The 17,031-nt window shown below is 53.2% G+C and carries 14 protein-coding genes; 3 read left to right on the plus strand and 11 right to left on the minus strand.

What is annotated here, in order from left to right:
- The 5 genes from TU92_RS19975 to chaB form a co-directional block, all read right to left on the minus strand.
- Positions 1–486, minus strand: a 486-nt coding sequence (locus TU92_RS19975; protein ID WP_136627595.1) for an ABC transporter permease, incomplete at its 3' end; no start/stop codon positions are given.
- The gene (locus tag TU92_RS19980; protein ID WP_112168912.1) at positions 486–2,054 is read right to left on the minus strand and encodes an ABC transporter substrate-binding protein; all 1,569 of its coding nucleotides are present in this window, start codon (positions 2,052–2,054) and stop codon (positions 486–488) included. The genes TU92_RS19980 and TU92_RS19975, both read right to left, overlap by 1 nt.
- 285 nt (positions 2,055–2,339) lie before the next feature.
- The gene (locus tag TU92_RS19985; RefSeq protein ID WP_244207720.1) at positions 2,340–4,505 is read right to left on the minus strand and encodes a TonB-dependent receptor; all 2,166 of its coding nucleotides are present in this window, start codon (positions 4,503–4,505) and stop codon (positions 2,340–2,342) included.
- 339 nt (positions 4,506–4,844) lie between these two features.
- Complete coding sequence (locus tag TU92_RS19990) at positions 4,845–5,534, minus strand: gamma-glutamylcyclotransferase (protein ID WP_112168914.1); 690 nt, start codon at positions 5,532–5,534, stop codon at positions 4,845–4,847.
- Positions 5,535–5,871: 337 nt separating this feature from the next.
- Positions 5,872–6,105, minus strand: a complete 234-nt coding sequence (gene chaB, locus TU92_RS19995; protein ID WP_112168915.1) for a putative cation transport regulator ChaB — start codon at positions 6,103–6,105, stop codon at positions 5,872–5,874.
- 474 nt (positions 6,106–6,579) lie between these two features.
- On the opposite strand from chaB, the gene chaA reads away from it, so the two are divergent.
- Positions 6,580–7,680, plus strand: coding sequence for a sodium-potassium/proton antiporter ChaA (gene chaA, locus TU92_RS20000; protein ID WP_112168916.1), 1,101 nt, complete (start codon positions 6,580–6,582; stop codon positions 7,678–7,680).
- Between the two features lie 85 nt (positions 7,681–7,765).
- Here the strand turns inward: chaA and phoH are convergent, their stop codons facing one another.
- Positions 7,766–8,554: a phosphate starvation-inducible protein PhoH gene (gene phoH, locus TU92_RS20005; protein WP_112168917.1), complete on the minus strand. Its 789-nt coding sequence runs from the start codon at positions 8,552–8,554 to the stop codon at positions 7,766–7,768.
- A 683-nt stretch (positions 8,555–9,237) separates the two neighbouring features.
- Positions 9,238–10,509, minus strand: coding sequence for a chloride channel protein (locus TU92_RS20015; protein WP_112168919.1), 1,272 nt, complete (start codon positions 10,507–10,509; stop codon positions 9,238–9,240).
- Positions 10,510–10,882: 373 nt separating this feature from the next.
- Here TU92_RS20015 and TU92_RS20020 point away from each other — a divergent pair, with 373 nt between their 5' ends.
- Both TU92_RS20020 and TU92_RS20025 read left to right on the plus strand, forming a co-directional pair.
- Positions 10,883–11,197 (plus strand): type II toxin-antitoxin system RelE/ParE family toxin, encoded by a 315-nt coding sequence (locus TU92_RS20020; RefSeq protein ID WP_112168920.1) that lies wholly within the window; start codon positions 10,883–10,885, stop codon positions 11,195–11,197.
- 53 nt (positions 11,198–11,250) lie between these two features.
- The gene (locus TU92_RS20025) at positions 11,251–11,580 is read left to right on the plus strand and encodes a HigA family addiction module antitoxin (protein ID WP_112168921.1); all 330 of its coding nucleotides are present in this window, start codon (positions 11,251–11,253) and stop codon (positions 11,578–11,580) included.
- Between the two features lie 34 nt (positions 11,581–11,614).
- Here TU92_RS20025 and efeB read toward each other — a convergent pair whose 3' ends face one another.
- From efeB to putP, 4 genes are all read right to left on the minus strand, one after another.
- Positions 11,615–12,922: an iron uptake transporter deferrochelatase/peroxidase subunit gene (efeB, locus tag TU92_RS20030; protein WP_112168968.1), complete on the minus strand. Its 1,308-nt coding sequence runs from the start codon at positions 12,920–12,922 to the stop codon at positions 11,615–11,617.
- Positions 12,923–13,053: 131 nt separating this feature from the next.
- On the minus strand, positions 13,054–14,193 hold the full coding sequence (gene efeO / locus TU92_RS20035) for an iron uptake system protein EfeO (RefSeq protein ID WP_112168922.1): 1,140 nt from the start codon (positions 14,191–14,193) through the stop codon (positions 13,054–13,056).
- Between the two features lie 45 nt (positions 14,194–14,238).
- Positions 14,239–15,090 carry an iron uptake transporter permease EfeU gene (gene efeU / locus TU92_RS20040; protein WP_112168923.1) on the minus strand — a complete coding sequence of 284 codons (852 nt, stop codon included), beginning with the start codon at positions 15,088–15,090 and terminating at the stop codon, positions 14,239–14,241.
- Positions 15,091–15,350: 260 nt separating this feature from the next.
- Positions 15,351–16,835, minus strand: coding sequence for a sodium/proline symporter PutP (gene putP / locus TU92_RS20045; protein ID WP_112168924.1), 1,485 nt, complete (start codon positions 16,833–16,835; stop codon positions 15,351–15,353).
- Positions 16,836–17,031: the final 196 nt, after the last annotated feature.

Raw genomic sequence — 17,031 nt, forward strand, 5'->3', positions numbered from 1 at the left:
CCAGAAGATCGGCACAGAATATCCGAGCAGGGAAACCAGCCGCGCGATGTTATCCAGCCAGCTGCCCGGCTTCCATACCGCCAGCAAGGCCAGCAGGATGCCCATGCTACCGCCGAGCAAAATCGCACAGGTCGCCAGTTCCACCGTTGCCGGGAAGGTGCGCATCAGATCGCTGGCCACCGGCTGCGCGGTAATACGGGAAATACCCATATCGCCGTGCGCGAGGTGATCAAGATAACGGGCGAACTGCACCGGCACCGACTGGTCGAGCCCTAAATCGCGGCGCACCTGGGCATACGTGGCTTCGCTGGCGTGATCGCCTGCGACCTGCAACGTCGGGTCGATCGGCGCCAGATGAGAAAGAGTAAAGGTGAACGCCAGCAGGCCGAGTAACGTCAGCGCCAGCGAAATTACACCGGTCAGCAGACGGCCTGACCAGCGCCAACCCTGCCGGACGAATCCGGCGGGTGTTGAACTGTCTGTCATTACTTAGTGACCTTGCTGTAGAAAACCATGTCAGGGTTGATGCCCTGCACGTACCCTTTGACGTTGTCACGCACGGCGATCAGGCTCTTAGCCTGCAGACCGATGACGAACGGTGAATTCTTCTGCACTTCCAGCTGCAACTGACGATAATCCGCCACGCGTTTGGCCTGGTCCGGTTCCGCAATCGCGGCCAGCGTCAGTTTGTTCAGAGCAGGAATTGACCAGTTTGCACGCCACGCCAGCGTTTTACTGCCGTCTTCCGGGTTGAACGCAAATGCCGAGGCGTTAGTGTTCGGGTCAAAGTAATCCGGTCCCCATGAGGACATGTACGCATCGTAGTCGTGAGATTTGATTTTGGTGGAGATCTGCTGGCTTAAGCCCGGATCCAGTTTCACCGTCACGCCGCCCTGCGCGAAGCTGGCCTGCAAGGCCTGCGCAATGTCCAGATACGGCGGCTGATTAGACGTTGATAGCGTAAAGCTGACGTTAGTCAGACCGGCCTTCGCCAGAATCGCTTTGGCTTTCGCCGGGTCATAGGTATAAGGCGTGTCATTGAGCGCGCCGAGGTAACCTTCCGGCAGGAATGACTGGTGCACCTGGAACTGATTTTTCATCAGATCATGAGCAATGTGGTTGTAATCGAACAGGTAACGCGCGGCTTGCCAGAAGGCAGGATTTCCCAGTGCCGGAGAAGCTTTGGCGTTGAACTGCATGAAATACAGCGACGCATAAGGGATCGCCAGCGGTTTCACGCCTTTCTTGCCTTCGAGCGCGGCCATCTGGTCAGAACCCAGGTTACGCGCCATATCGGCATCACCCTGCTCGATCAGCAGACGGCGGGCAGCCGGGTCGGGCACGTTTTTAATCAGAATAGTTTTCAGCTTTGGCGCGCCTTCCGGCGACGTCGGGTTAGCGGCCAGAATCACCACTTCATGCGGAATGTAGTTGCGGATCTGGTACGGGCCGGAACCGGCTGAATGGTTGCTCAGCCACTGGTGGCCAAGGTCATCACCGGCGGCATTGGCTTTCACCAGTTTGCTGTCGACGATGGAAGAGACCGGTGCAGACAGCAGGCTCAGCACGAACGACGGGCTGACGTCTGCGGTCCAGCTGATTTTAACGTGCTGGTCATCGATTTTGGTCAGGAAAGTGTCGACGTTTTTGTCGTTCCAGCCCAGCTGCGTCAGGATAAATGACGGTTCGAGGTTCAGCTTCACCACGCGCGACAGTGAGAAGATCACGTCGTCGGCGGTCAGCGGGTTGCCGCTGGCAAAGGTCGCTTTCGGTGAGAGCGTAAACGTCAGGCTGCGGTTGTCTTTCGCCGCTTCCCATGAGGTCGCCAGCGTCGGTTTCAGATCGATCGGATTATTCGCATCAGACTGCACCAGACGCTGATAAAGATTGTTGAAAGCCTGAACCGTCGTCAGCTCAAAACCCTGAGCCGGGTCGAAGCTGGACGTATCATCAATAGACTGTGCGATAACCAGCGTGTCAGGCGGTGTGGCAGCCTGAACAGAGAAAGTAGCCGCAATAGCCGTAAACAGGACGGACGGTAATAAAGCTTTCATCAAGACAGACTCTCCAAGGTAGCGAAATTGCTAAAATTTTATCGAGTGTAAAGTTTCTTCAAGCTACCAGAAAGTCTGATAAATACTATCGTTATGCTAATTTTGCATAACGTTATCTGATTGGTTATTAAAGCGCCGGAATGCGGGCTGGCGGGGCATTGTTACTGTACAAAGTGGTGTTCCTCCCCTTGCTGAGAGGAAGGTCGGGAGGAGTATTACAGACCACTTTTCAGTTGCCATTGATACCCGCCCCAACCCTCCCCTTTGCAGGAGAGGGAGTTTCAATCAGAAGTCGTAGGTGGCGGAAAGCTTGAACTCACGCGGGTCGCCCTGCGTCAGATAGCCGCCGGTTGCCGATGCCCAATACTTCTCATTGGTGACGTTTTCCAGATTGGCGCGCCAGGTCAGCGTGCTCTGCCCGACTGGCATCGCGTAACGCATGCCGAGATCCAGACGCGTCCAGCCATCCACTTTCAGCTTATTGGCTTCGTCCGCGTACTGCGAACCGGAACGGATCACTTTGCCCGTTGCCGTCACACCGCTGCCGCCCGGAATATCCCACTCCCCACCGACCACCCACTGATAACGCGGAACGCCAACAGCGTCATTGCCGTCATAAGTACCGCTCTGGGTTTTCGTCATTTCAGGATCCATCCACGTCACACTGCTGTTGACGCGAACGCCCAGCACCGGCTCACCGAACACGTTCAGCTCGACGCCGCGGTTACGCACTTCGCCGTAGTTGCCGTAGGTGTAACCATCGCCGGTAGCGCGGTACATGCCGATCGGTTTTTTGATTTCGTACAGCGCCAGCGATCCTGCCACGCGCCCAAAGTCGGCTTTCACGCCCACTTCATTTTGCTTCGAGGTTTCGATGCCAGAGACCTGACCGCCATTGGAGACAATCGCGCCGTTGTAGGTCGTTCCGGAGGTTTCACCGGCCTGCAACGCTTCGATGTGGTTGGCGTAGAAGGAATAATGTTCCCACGGCTTCACCACCAGGCCGAACGCCGGGGTGACTTTCATTTCGTCGAACGAGGTATTTTCAGAACCGTCATAGTTATAGTTTTTCACTTCAACATTCTGACGGCGCAGACCGGCGATAAATTGCAGACGGTCGTCGAGCACGGAGAGGGTGTCTGACAGCGAAACGCCGTAAGAACGGGTGCGGTTGCGCACCAGCGGATCGCTCATATCGCCGCCGCTGTAGAGATTGGTCAGCGGCTCGCTGTAATCCACCGGATTGTAAATGTTGGTTTTGATCGACGCCGCGGTCATGGTGTACGCGGTTTTGTATTTGCGGTACAGCGAGGACATACCGAGGTTCACGTTGTGGCTGACAACGCCAGTGTCGAATTTGCCACGAACGCCCGCCTGCGACGAGAAGCTGTCGGCAAAATACGGCACCGACATGCGGCTCATCGTGGCGTTACCGTCGTTATCCTGCAACGTCGGCGAACTGTATTTGCCGAATTCATGCGTATGGTTGGCACCGGCGGCGGCGTAAACGGTCCAGTTATCCGCCACGTCATACTCGCCCTTCAGCATGCCGAATTCGTTTTCCATATCGGTCGAGGCGTACTGCTGACCGTAGTTGCCGGTCGCCGACGGCGCATCAGGGATTTTGGTGGCTTTCCCCAGATACACCACCGGGCGTCCGCCGTGCACGCTGGTTTTGCTCATGCCAAAATCAAGGGATGAACGCAAGCGTTCGCCGCGATAATCCAGCCCGACAGAGCCGAGCGTCAGGCGACGTTTTTCATCATCAATGGCGCTTTCCCCTTCACGGTGAACGGCATTGACGCGCACGCCCCATTGATTGTTATCACCAAAACGACGGCCAACGTCTACGGCACCGCCAACCTGAGAAGCCGACGTGTAATCCACCGACACGCGGTTAATCGCTGTGTCAGTCGCACGTTTCGGTTCGATATTAACGTTACCGCCAACGCCGGTTCCGCCCGGCGGCACGCCGTTAAGGAAGGCGCTGGAACCTTTAAGCAACTCCACGCGATCGGCAAATTCCGTTGGCAACAGCTGACGCGGCAGCACGCCGTACAATCCGCCGTAAGAGATATCATCGCCTGACAATTCGAAACCGCGAATAACAAACGTCTCAGAATAGTTGCCATAGCCGTAACCGGTTTGCACGGCGGCGTCGTTGTTAAGCACATCACCCAGTGTACGGGTTTGCTGATCCTGCATCAGTTTGTCGGTGAAGCTGACCACGTTGAACGGAACGTTCATCGCGTCCTGCTCGCCCAGGATCCCTAAACGTGCGCCGTTGGCGATTTGGCCGTCGAGATACGCGGGCACTGCGTCATTGCCACCGGGCGTGAAGGTTTGCGGTGTTGCGCTGACAGTAATGGTATCGCCGTCTTTTGCCGGAGTGGTCTGAGGCGTGGCGGCGAGCGCGGGGAGCGCCAACATTCCCAGTGCGGCCGAAATCACTGCCGGTAGCCTCTTTCTTTTGAAAACCGGCGGACGCGTTGAAACGGGAGAGTGAAAAACTTCACTTTCAGTGTGCATGAGAGTTCCCTGAAAAAGTTCAAATGGTAATAGTAATAATTATCAAAACGATTTGAATTATGCGGATCAGGACACCAATTGCAACAGACTTTTCTGCAATAAAAGCAAGGTAAACAGGATGTTAATGGGGGTAATCGTTCGGAAGTATAAATCGTCGCAAAACGCTGTCGGGTAACAGGCTGAATTCAGGGGAATAAATGTGGCAGAACGGGAGACTGGCCGCTAAGCAGAACGCGCAGCCAGTTAACAGAGAGGATAATTTTAGCTCAGGCCGGGAACATCGAAACCGGGAGAAACAGAAAGCAGCATCCGCACCTGCTTAACCAGCTCGCTCATGCAGTCATCGCGCATCCCGTAACTTTCCAGCTCTTTTTCGAGAGCAAACAGGTACTGCGCGTTAGTGCCGAGCGGTCCGCTGGCCTGTGCGATCAGCGGCGCGATAATCTGATAATCAGTATCGGCTTCGTACTGTGAATGCGAAGGATCCATAATGAACACCAGCGCGGTGACTTTACGCCCGTCGTCGAGATCCAGTTCGCACCACGTCGGGCGATAGCAGCCGGTCAGCATTTCGCGCTTCCACAGCAGCTCAAGCTCTTCGTGCAACTTATCTTCCGGCAGGCGGAAAGCCAGACCGGTGGTTTGTCCACCGTCGCGCAGCGCCAGCATACGACCAGGCTGCGCATGTGTACCGCGTCCTGAGGTCAGACGAAGACAGAAAGCACGGTGGTAACCGCGCAGAGTCGCAGGCCGGGCCTCTTCAGAGTCGAAGACCGGGTTCCACATCAGCGAACCGTAACCAAAAATCCACACGGGACTGTTGTCAGGGCGTCGCGCCAGCGTGCAATCGAGTGAGGCGGCGCGTTGTTCGGAGGTTAATAACATCGATTCGTCGATGCTGCCGAATGCTGTTTTACAATCTGCGTTTCGCAGAAAATCTCGAGTTAACATTCATTCCCTCCTTTAATACGGCGTACTTTTGAACATGCCATGCTGTTGACGCTGTGTTCTCCGTTATCGCGATGAGTGATTAGGTGTGCAGGCGTATCGTTGGATAGGGTCTGGGAATTTTCGTATACCCCTGCTCTTTGAAACCTTATTCGTTTCTCTCGTTGCAATCAAGGTTGAGAGCGATCACAAAACGAAAATAAAGTGATTATTTTATGAACATTGCATGAATGTTGAATTTTAAGGGAGATAATTGAGATAAATGGGGGAAAACGGTGTGTCATTCGGGTTAACCACGCAATGGTCGTGACGGGCGTCAGTTCACGCCCGTCCCGATTGCTTAAGATTTCTTAGGATGCCACTTGTCGTCATCCCCTTTGCTATAACTGTGTTTTACCGCCGCCCAGGCCACTTTATGCGCGGTTTCCTCGCGGGTGTCGTCGCCCTGCCGGTCTTTTGCTTTGGCATATTCATCCCACGCGCTGTTGAAAGCTTCTTTATAGATATCCTGTGCATGGACAGGCAGCACGTTGCGGACAGATTCAGGCAACGCAGAACGATTTTCGTAAGGCATCCCCGGCTCCTTTTACAAGATGTTATGGGTGAACAGTAAGTCTGGCTGCTACCCTCAAAGGATCAAGTCAGAATCGTCCCGTTCTTACGCTTAATCGAAACAAAAACAGCGTAATTTGCCTTCACTGTTATGTGGGCATGAGGTTAATTTACATAAATTGACGCATAAGCACCATAAGACAAATAGTTATAATTAAGACATTGAAATACAGTGACTTTAATTTTTAACAATCAACATTAACTGCAAGTGAAAACCCTAATAAATCGCATTGGCTGCTGACAAATGGTGAACATAGCGTGTTTTTATCGTTAAGCCTGATAAATTTCTGTTAATAGATTAATTTATCTACTATACTTAACAGGTTACACCATTACGCACCCGTGCGTTTTTACTGATAACCGGCGGACAGGCGGTTGTTTTTTTCGCGGATCTGGCTTTGCTGGTTCGTGCATGCTTATAAGGAGAAAAATCATCATGGTGTCGTCTCAGGAACATCCAAAAATCAAAACCCGCCATCAGGAATATTCCCTGATTTTTCCCATTGCCGCACTGATCGTCCTCGTCATGTGGGGCAACAGCAGTAATTTCGCTTCCGTCGTCGGTATCAATTTAATCGCGCTGGTGGGTATCCTCGCCAGTGCCTTCAGCGTTGTCCGTCATGCGGACGTGCTGGCACACCGTCTCGGCGAACCTTACGGCTCGCTCATCCTCAGCCTTTCAGTGGTCATCCTCGAAGTCAGTCTAATTTCGGCCCTGATGGCGACGGGCGATGCCGCACCCGCGCTGATGCGTGACACTCTCTTCTCGATCATTATGATCGTCACTGCCGGTCTGGTAGGCGTTGCCCTGCTGCTCGGTGGCCGTAAATTTGCGACACAGTATGTGAATCTTGGTGGTATCAAGCAGTACCTGATGGCGATTTTCCCGCTGGCTGTCATTGTACTTGTCCTGCCTGCGGCGCTGCCCGGCGGTAACTTTACCACCACGCAGGCGCTGTTTGTGGCCGTGATTTCCGCTGCAATGTACGGCGTCTTCCTGCTGATCCAGACCAAGACGCACCAGAGCCTGTTTATCTACGAGCATGAAGACGAAGACGAAGAAAGTGGCCACGGAAAGCCCTCTTCGAAAAGTAATCTGACGCACACCCTGTGGCTTATCGTGCATCTGGTGCTGGTTATTGCGGTAACCAAGTTCAACGCTAACCCGCTGGAAAGCCTGCTGACCGAGCTGAATGCGCCCGCACAGTTCACCGGTTTCCTGGTTGCATTGCTGATTTTGTCTCCTGAAGGTTTAGGTGCGCTGAGAGCCGTACTGAAGAATCAGGTACAGCGTGCCATGAATTTATTCTTCGGCTCAGTGCTGGCGACGATTTCACTGACCGTTCCGGCGGTAACCGTGATTGCCACCCTGACCGGACAGGACCTGATTTTCGGCCTCGATCCGGCCAACATTGTGGTGATGCTGTCGGTGCTGATTCTGTGCCAAATCTCATTCTCGACTGGCCGTACTAATGTCCTGAACGGTACCGCCCATTTGGCCTTATTCTGTGCGTATATGATGATTATTATGCTTTAAATAAAGCGCATCACATTTATAAAAGCCCTAACAAGAAAGGCCGCTCATCACGAGCGGCCTTTTTATTGCAATCAGTTTGAGTTAATTACGAGTAGGCATTCAGCGTTTTCTGACACAGCTCAGAGCGCACGCAGTCCTGTTTATCAAACTTAATGATGCCGACCATCTCGTCTTCTTCGAAGCGGGATAATGCATCGCTGAGACCCGATACTACGCCACGCGGTAAATCGCACTGGGTAATATCACCGTTAACAATAACCGTCACATTTTCACCGAGACGGGTCAGGAACATTTTCATCTGACTGGCGGTGACATTCTGGGCTTCATCCAGAATAACCACGGCATTTTCGAAAGTACGTCCACGCATGTAGGCGAAAGGCGCAATTTCCACTTTCCCAATTTCCGGCCGCAAACAATATTGCAGGAATGAAGAACCCAGGCGACGTAATAAAATGTCGTAGACCGGACGGAAATAAGGCGCAAACTTCTCAGATATATCGCCTGGCAGGAAACCGAGATCTTCATCGGCCTGCAATACCGGACGTGTCACAATAATCCTGTCGATTTCTTTGTGAATTAATGCCTCTGCCGCTTTCGCAGCGCTGATAAATGTTTTGCCGCAACCCGCTTCACCGGTGGCAAAAATTAACTGCTTATTCTCTATGGCTGATAAGTAATGACCCTGAGCTTCGGTACGTGCTTCGATGACAGAGTGGTCGCGGGTATCCCGTGCCATTCCAATCGATTCCAAACCGCCCATCTGTACTAATGATGTCACAGATTCTTCCTCGCGCTGGCGGTGACTGCGTGAGTCGCTACGAATGACTCGTTTTGCTTCACGGCGAGCTTTGATCACTGCTTTCTGTCTTCCCATAGTGGCACCTTACAGTTTGATTCACTTAACGCTAAGGCGGTTGCCCGCACGGTTATGTTTCACTCACAAATGAGGTTTTGGTCTCCTTTTAGACCAATTGAAGCCAATGAATAACGTGAAGAGGAAAATCGACCGGAGTGATAATAAAATAATCGCCCGGCTGTTTTCTTTTCACGTGGAGGCATTGTCACGCGTTTCGATATTAACGTCGAAAATGACAAACCGCTGACCCGAACAATCACGTTGCCAGAATTAAAGCCAGTGCATTTCGCCGAAGTGTTTAAGAGCCTCCCGGATTTAGGAGAAGAAGAGTCAGTTAAAGAACAGGGTTGTTGTGTGGATGGGAACGTCTTTGTAAAAAGATAAGAATAAACTGAAAATGAGGTGGTAAATAATAAAGTGTCGGAAGCTTTGCCCTCGTTTGCATTTATGCGACAACAACGAGTGAATGTGTGAAGCCTGTTATTTTCGTTCACCAGCCCAAACAAGGACTTTACCATTCGCGCTCCCCGCAGTATTAGTTCTTCAAATATTCATTACGGCGCCTGCCGTTCACGTTGAAAAACTACCTGTCTATGATTTCAGTATAATGACAGCTGAAATAATTGCGTTACCAAAATGTAAAAAAATTTGTAGCCGCCGTCAACAGGATCTTGAGGATCTTTTCAGGATCCTCTTTAGGATTATTTTTTAACCGCCAACTTATCGCATAGCGTGAAGCAGGCTACCGAGCCGCTGACGGCGAAAAGTATTGGAATTAAGAAGTCGTGATCGACCCGCGTAAATTCCATGATCAGCACTACCGCTGTAAGCGGCATTTTCATCGATGACGCCAGAAACGCTGCGGCACCGATAATCGCAAATGCTCCCAGCGACGTGCCCGGCCAAAAGAGGTTCCATAACGCGCCCAGGATACAGGCCAGCAGCGCACCGTTCGACAGCCCCGGCGTCAGCAACCCGCCCTGTGCGCCTGCCCGCAGCGTGCTCCAGGTGATCACCAGCTTGCCGAGCAGCACTGTCGCCGCGAGCGCCACGGTGATCTGATTATCAAAACTCAGCTGTGCAGGCCCCTTTCCGTTGCCCAGCAGCTGCGGTAACCAGCCAGCCAGAATGCCGATAAAGGCAAAATTCAGCAGATTATAGATAATCAACCGGGCATCGCGCGGTGCATCTGCTTTCGCTTTGTTGGTCATGCGCGTAAACCAATATGCCGCGATGCCAAACACCGGCCCCATCACCACCGACCAGACCAGCAGCGACGGCGTGGTAGTAAGCTGGATCAGGTGGTACTGCGATTCGTTACCCAACCCGATCCACGCCACCAGCGCGGCAATTGAGGACGTCGCAATCGCTGGCAACAGCAGCTGCCAGCTGAACGCCCCGAGTAGCACTTCGAGCACAAACACCGCGCCCCCGAGCGGAACGTTATACACAGCGGCCAGCCCTGCGCCCGCCCCGCAGGCAATCATTATCTGCGTTTCGCGCACCGTCAGGCTGAACCGTCGCGTCAGCCAGCTGGCAGACACCGCGCCAATTTCGCGTGGCGCAACTTCCCGCCCGAGCGGTGACCCGAGCGCCACCGTAATGATTTGCAGCAAAGCATGAATAGTGGTGCTGAAAATGGGCATACGCGGTTTATCAGATTTCACCGCCGCCGCGATGCTGACCAGCGGTTTTCCAAACCGGTACAGCGCCCACCAGCCCGCCCCCGCGATAGCGCCGCAAATCACCAGCACTGCCAGCCGCCGCGACCTCGTGGAATCACTGACGCCCTGCAAAAAGCTTTCACTGCTGATGATGAAATCCGGGCTATAGCCGAACGCGAGGTGCTGGATAAAATGCAGGAGCAGCGCCAGCATCATGCCACCCAGCCCGGCCAGAATGCCGGTGCACAATGTCACGACCGTCAGCCGCCATAACGGGCTGGATAGTCCGGGATCCTTCAATTCTGTCATGTCACGATTTCACTGATTCTGTTGTTGATGAGTAAACAGATTACACAAAGAGAGTTAAACCGTGGTTCATCGGGAGGGATTTTTATCTCAAGAGCGAAGATTTTTCTGTTCGTACTTTGCGTGGCGCTACCCCTTTCTTGCGTAGCATTGCGCATTTATTACGTCACTCAATGTAGGTTGCCGACAAACTATGGAAAACGTAGCGCGATATCGTCAATTCGCGCTGTGCGTTTACGGGATGAAGCGTAATGTCATCTTCGCTTTTAACGGAACAATCCCTATACAGCGCAGAACAACTCTGTTAATTTATGCACCGAAGCACAGTGCAGTAGTGCTTCGGTGCCCAACCTTGAAACCAGGATGGGTTCATCAGATGAACGATATGCTCAGGATCAGCAGCTTTCGCGATCAGTGGCTGGAAGACTTTTTTCATTTCGCCACACCACATCGGAAAATCCCGTGGGTGCTTGCGGGTGTTCTGGAAAGAAAGCTGGATATGATTAATGCTGCGATGGATTACCGGGATTTACTCTGGCCTCCCGGCAACCGTTATGAAGAATTAGCGCCGCCGCTCAAGGGCTTTTCGTCAATACGGGTGAATGACCAGTATCGCCTCATTTTTTACTGGCGTGAAGGTAAGGCACATGGCTTATTTCTGGATCCTCACGGTTACAGAAACCATCGATAACGACAGGCATTATCGTTGCAATGTTAATGAAGGCAGACCAGAAGGAAAGTCGTATGGATGTGACAACACGTAAGCCCGCAACCGTCGGGGATATTTTGCAGTATGAATACCTTGAACCAACCGGTCTGAGGATTAATGACCTGGCCGTCATGCTGAATGTACACCGCAATACCATCAGCGCACTGGTCAACAATAACCGCAAGCTGACCATTGATATCGCTTTCCGGCTGGCAAAAGCCTTTGAGACGTCCGTTGAATTTTGGCTGAACCTGCAAAAAAATGTCGATATCTGGGAAGTGCAAAATAATTCGCGTTTAATGGCTGATATCAGCCATGTTGTCACCCTGAAAACCTTTCTTGAGCAGCCTGAAAGCCATCCCTAGCTAACAGTATCGTCATAGCGGGCGGGGCCGGGCCTTACGCCTCAATCAACCCCTGCCCCAGATAATGATTTTGATCTTTCACCCCCGGCAGCGTGAAGAAGAAACCGCCGCCGACCGGGCGGATATACTCTTCCAGCGGTTCGCCGTTCAGGCGTTTTTGCACGGTCAGAAAACCTTTTTCCAGATCGTGCTGGAAGCAGACAAACAGCAGCCCCATTTCCAGTTGACCGGAATTGGTGACGCCCAGCGAATAGCTGTAGCCGCGACGGAGCATCAGGTTGTCGTCGGTTTCTTTGGTGCGCGGGTTCGCTAAGCGAATATGCGCATCCAGTGGGATCACCTTGCCTTCAGGGTCTTTGGTGTAATCGGGCACGTCGTGCTCTTTTTCCATACCAAGCGGCGCGCCGGTGGCTTTGTGACGGCCAAAGATGGTCTGCTGCTCCTGCAACGGCGTGCGGTCCCAGAACTCGACGTGGAAAGGAATAATGCGCGTGGCCTGATAGCTGCCGCCGACCGTCCACGCGGGTTCGCCCTGATCGGCAGTCACCCAGATGGCTTTATCCATCAGTTGCTTGTCTTTGCTGTCGGGGTTCGCTGTACCGTCTTTGAAGCCCAACAGGTTGATCGGCGTTTCTTTGCCCTGACTGCGCGCGGCGTGGGACGAAATGAAGCCGTCGCGACGCCAGCGCACGCTGAGCAAATCCGGCGTGTACTTGATGATGTCGCGCAATGCGTGAACCACGGTATCGCTGTTATTGGCGCAGATCTGCAACAGCAGATCGCCGTGGCAAAGCTTCGCATCAAGGGAGTCGTTGGGGAAACGCGCCATGCGCTGTAACTTCAGCGGCTTATGCGGCGCGAGACCGAAACGTTCGTCAAACAACGAATCACCGGCGGAGAGCGTCATGGTCAGATTGTCAGGATAAATCTCAGCGCCCATGACACCGGAATCCATCGGCGGAAATTTCGGATCCACAGAAGGCGCAGTGCCACCGGTGGTCAGGAAGCTGAAACGGGTATCGAGCAGACGGAACAGACGCTCCAGATCGGCTTTGGTCGTCGCCAGCACGTCAAAAGCCACCAGCATCATCGCGGCCTGTTGTGGCGTCAGAATACCGGCCTGATGTTCACCGTAATAGGGTTGCTTGCCCCAGCGTTCATCGGGGGAAACGGTTCCGGGGGTATATTCTTCTTTAGCACCAGGTGTTTTCTCGGCCTGCGCACCGGCTGCGCCGCCCAGGGCAAATGCCCCGCCTAACAATCCCACGCCTTTTAACAAACGGCGGCGGGAAGAAGAAGCCACGTCTTGCGCAGCCGACTTATTATCGTTTTTATTGCTCATTGCTGAAATCCCAAAATCAAAAGCCAAAGCTTGCGCGGTTGGCTCCTTCCCCTCTCAGGAGGGGAAGGCTGGGATGGGGCGTGGATAAAAACCCCTCCCAACCTCCCGCTTCACTGAGGAGGGCGTTAAGATTAATCCAGACCCAATACACCACGCAGTTTGGCTAAATCTTCTGCCAACGTTGTGATCGGCCCTTTCATTGCATTGCGGTCTGCATCGGACAGTTTTTCGTAGTTCTCGTAACCGTCTTTGGTTTTGTATTTGTCGAGCAACGTATCAACGGTTTTGAAGTTCGCGTCGATTTTATCCAGCAGCGGCTTGTCAGCTTTTTCCAACAGCGGACGCAGCAGGTTCACGATTTTCTGTGCGCCGTCGAGATTGGCACGAAAATCCCACAGATCAGTGCGGCTGTAACGGTCTTCTTCACCGCTGATTTTGCTGGAGGCCACTTCTTCGATGAGCCCGGCAGCGCCGCCGACCACTTTGCTTGGCGGGAAGGTCAGATCGGTGATGCGTTTTTGCAGATCCACGGTGTCGGCATACAGTTTGTCAGCAAACTGCTCAGTGCCTTTGGTGGTTTTGTCGGCGAAGAGGATTTTCTCCAGACGGTGGAAACCGGTGAAATTCGGGTCTTCTGCTTTCTTCTCGAAATCGTCTTCACGGGCGTCGATGCTGCCGTCCAAATCGGAGAACAGTTCAGCAATCGGCTCAATGCGCTCGTAGTAAACGCGGGTTGAAGCGTACAGGGATTGGGCTTTTTTCAGGTCACCCTTTTTGATCGCATCAGTAAAGGCTTTGGTATGCGAAACCAGTTCGCCAACCTGTTGCGTCACATAGACTTTATATTCGGCAATCGGGCCGACCAGCGCCATTGCGTCAGGCTTGGTTGCTGTCGCTGCGCCTTCTGCGGTCACGGTCAGTTTCCCTTTTGGATTGCTCAGCAAGCCGCAGGTCATGTCGTATTCGCCAGGTTCCAGATTGGCAGTCATTTTCTGGGTGAAGCCCGGCGCGATATTTTCGCGCTCTTCCACCACCATCACGCCTTTCAGAATTTCCCACTCCAGCCCTTTCTGACTGGCGTTGTGTACCACAAACTGCGTTTTACCGGCCGGCACAGTCAGCGCCATCGGGTCACACTGTTTATCGTTGACGGTAATTTTAACCTGACGAACATCAGCAGCCAGCACGTTGGCGCTCAGCGCAAACGCTGGCAGGGACAACAGTGCAATCTGTAAAGCTTTACGGCGAAACAGCGGGGATGAATATGACATGTACAACTCCATGACAAACTGTGTGAAGAGAAAATTAACGTAAAATCAGCGTTGTGGTTTTTGCCCGGCAGAAGCCGGCGCGGCCACGGGCGATTTGCCGTGTGGCATAAAGAACAGGAACAGCGCCGGGATCAGATACAGGAAATACACCGAGACTTCACTGACGGTCGGGGCCTCCTGATAGCCGAACATACCTTCCAGCAGGGTGCCAAATAATGAATGGGTGGAGAGCGTGCCGCTCAGATCAAAAGCGATATCCTGCATGCCGTTCCACAGACCCGCTTCGTGGAAGGCGCGGATCGCGCCTGCTGCCAGACCGGCGGCGACGAACAAAATAAACAGGCTGGTCCATTTGAAGAACTTCGCCAGATGCAGTTTCACGCCGCCGTAATAGATAAGGAAACCGAGCACGATTGCCGCGCCTAAGCCCAGCAGCGCACCGATTGGCGCTTCAATTCCGACATCCTGCTGAAACGCGGCCAGCAGGAAAAACACCGATTCCAGCCCTTCGCGCGCCACGGCAAAGAACACCATTGCCACCAGCGCCCAGCCCTGCCCGCGACCTGAGTTCAGCGCATTATCGATAGCGCCTTCCAGATGCACTTTGATTGAACGCGACACTTTGCGCATCCAGAACACCATGTAAGTCAGAATGCAGACCGCGATCACGGCTACGATGCCCTCGAACAGCTCCTGCTGCTTCTGCGGAAATTCACCGGTGGTTTCATTGATAAAAACACCCAGCGCCAGACACAAGGCCGCCGCGACGATAACGCCAATCCAGACCACGCCAAGCCACTGCCCGCGCTGCGTACGTTTCAGATAACTGGCGATCAGGCTGACGATCAGCGCGGCTTCAAGCCCTTCGCGGAACATGATAAGAAACGGAACGAACATAGCGGAACTCCCGTAAAACAATGAACCTACAGATTGTGCAAGCATTCTGTAAAGATAAGTAAAATCGAAACGATAGTGATTATCATTCTTGGCCAAAGAATTACAAGAGGCGGCACGCTGTTTTTTGAGCACTAAAGGGGAAATGAGCACGAAAAAATATTGCCGGTTGTTTCAGAGAAAAAGACAGGCAGGAAAGGAATTGATAACGGAGCCCTGAGGCTCCGTTAAAACTACAGTGATTTCAACGTGTCACGTTGAAATCAGATCGTGTTGTATTCTGCTTCAGCCGCATTGAAGCGTTCTTCTACCGCCTTTGACGGTTTGCTTCCCATCAGGCTGACAATCCAGATAGCCAGGGAGGCGAAGAGGAATCCAGGAATGATTTCATACAGTTCGGCCCAGCCGTACTGTTTCCACAAAATCACCGTCGCCGCGCCAACGATCATTCCGGCCAGCGCGCCGTTACGGGTCATGCGTTTCCACATCACCGAGATCAGGATAACCGGTCCGAACGCCGCACCAAAGCCCGCCCACGCATAGCTTACTAAGCCCAAAACGCGGTTTTCAGGGTTTGCCGCCAGCGCAATCGCCACCAGCGCCACGACCAACACCATCGCGCGACCAATCCACACCAGCTCACGCTGGCTGGCGCCTTTGCGCAGGAACGCTTTGTACAAGTCTTCGGTGATCGCGCTGGAACACACCAGCAGCTGGCAGCTCAGAGTACTCATCACCGCCGCCAGAATCGCCGACAGCAGAATACCGGCGATCCACGGGTTGAACAGCAACTTCGCCAGCTCGATAAACACGCGCTCGCCGTTCTGAGTCACATTACCCGCTTCGCCCGGATTATTGCTGAAGTACGCAATACCGAAGAAGCCCACTGCGATGGTGCCCGCCAGACACAGGATCATCCACGTCATGCTAATGCGACGTGCGCTGCGAATGGTGCGATGTGAATCCGCCGCCATAAAGCGCGCCAGAATGTGCGGCTGGCCAAAATAGCCCAGACCCCAGCCCAGCAGCGACAGGATCGCCACCAGATTCATGTTCTTGAACATGTCGGTGTATTCAGGGTTTTTAGCGTTAATCACCATCATTGAGGTATCAATACCGCCGACCGCGAGGATGACGATCACCGGCGTGAGGATCAGCGCAAAAATCATCAGGCTGGCCTGTACGGTATCGGTCCAGCTCACCGCGAGGAAACCACCGATAAAGGTATAAATGATGGTTGCCGCCGCACCCGCCCAAAGAGCCGTCTGGTAGGTCATGCCGAAGGTGCTTTCAAACAGGCGGGCACCGGCCACGATGCCTGAGGCGCAGTAAATGGTGAAGAACACCAGGATGACGATCGCTGAGATAATTCGCAGCAGTTTGCTCGAATCTTCAAAACGGTGGGTGAAATAATCCGGCAGGGTCAGCGCATTGTTGTTGGCTTCGGTGTGAACGCGTAAGCGCCCTGCCACCAGCTTCCAGTTCAGATACGCGCCGATGGTCAGGCCGATGGCGATCCAGCTTTCGGAAATACCGGAAATGAATATGGCTCCTGGTAAGCCCATCAGCAGCCAGCCGCTCATGTCAGAAGCACCGGCGGAAAGCGCAGTCACTACGCTGCCTAAACTGCGACCCCCGAGAATATAATCATCAAAGTTTTTGGTCCGTAAATACGCGATGAGGCCGATCAAAATCATCCCGAAAATATAAACACAAAACGTCACCAGCATTGGTGTGTTCATTGTCATGTCCGTCTCCACTTCTTGTTATTGGTCTTATTTATCTGCGATGCATATTCAATGCAGGCCGGCACCTGTCTGTCCTGACGCCCTTCTGTTGAAAGGCGTTCAAAATCATGCCGGGGCGAGATGATGGCTGAAACCCGCGAAGGATGCAGCATGACTCTCCATATTTTTTCTTTATACAGGCGGTTAATAGGGTTTT

It is taken from the genome of Rahnella inusitata, assembly GCF_003263515.1.
GTDB lineage: Bacteria > Pseudomonadota > Gammaproteobacteria > Enterobacterales > Enterobacteriaceae > Rahnella > Rahnella inusitata.

Coding starts and splice junctions, on each gene's coding strand:
- TU92_RS19980 (WP_112168912.1), bottom strand. CDS start 2,054: ATGAAAGCTTTATTACCGTCCGTCCTGTTTACGGCTATTGCGGCTACT.
- TU92_RS19990 (WP_112168914.1), bottom strand. CDS start 5,534: ATGTTAACTCGAGATTTTCTGCGAAACGCAGATTGTAAAACAGCATTC.
- chaB (WP_112168915.1), bottom strand. CDS start 6,105: ATGCCTTACGAAAATCGTTCTGCGTTGCCTGAATCTGTCCGCAACGTG.
- chaA (WP_112168916.1), top strand. CDS start 6,580: ATGGTGTCGTCTCAGGAACATCCAAAAATCAAAACCCGCCATCAGGAA.
- phoH (WP_112168917.1), bottom strand. CDS start 8,554: ATGGGAAGACAGAAAGCAGTGATCAAAGCTCGCCGTGAAGCAAAACGA.
- TU92_RS20015 (WP_112168919.1), bottom strand. CDS start 10,509: ATGACAGAATTGAAGGATCCCGGACTATCCAGCCCGTTATGGCGGCTG.
- TU92_RS20020 (WP_112168920.1), top strand. CDS start 10,883: ATGAACGATATGCTCAGGATCAGCAGCTTTCGCGATCAGTGGCTGGAA.
- TU92_RS20025 (WP_112168921.1), top strand. CDS start 11,251: ATGGATGTGACAACACGTAAGCCCGCAACCGTCGGGGATATTTTGCAG.
- efeB (WP_112168968.1), bottom strand. CDS start 12,922: ATGAGCAATAAAAACGATAATAAGTCGGCTGCGCAAGACGTGGCTTCT.
- efeO (WP_112168922.1), bottom strand. CDS start 14,193: ATGTCATATTCATCCCCGCTGTTTCGCCGTAAAGCTTTACAGATTGCA.
- efeU (WP_112168923.1), bottom strand. CDS start 15,090: ATGTTCGTTCCGTTTCTTATCATGTTCCGCGAAGGGCTTGAAGCCGCG.
- putP (WP_112168924.1), bottom strand. CDS start 16,835: ATGACAATGAACACACCAATGCTGGTGACGTTTTGTGTTTATATTTTC.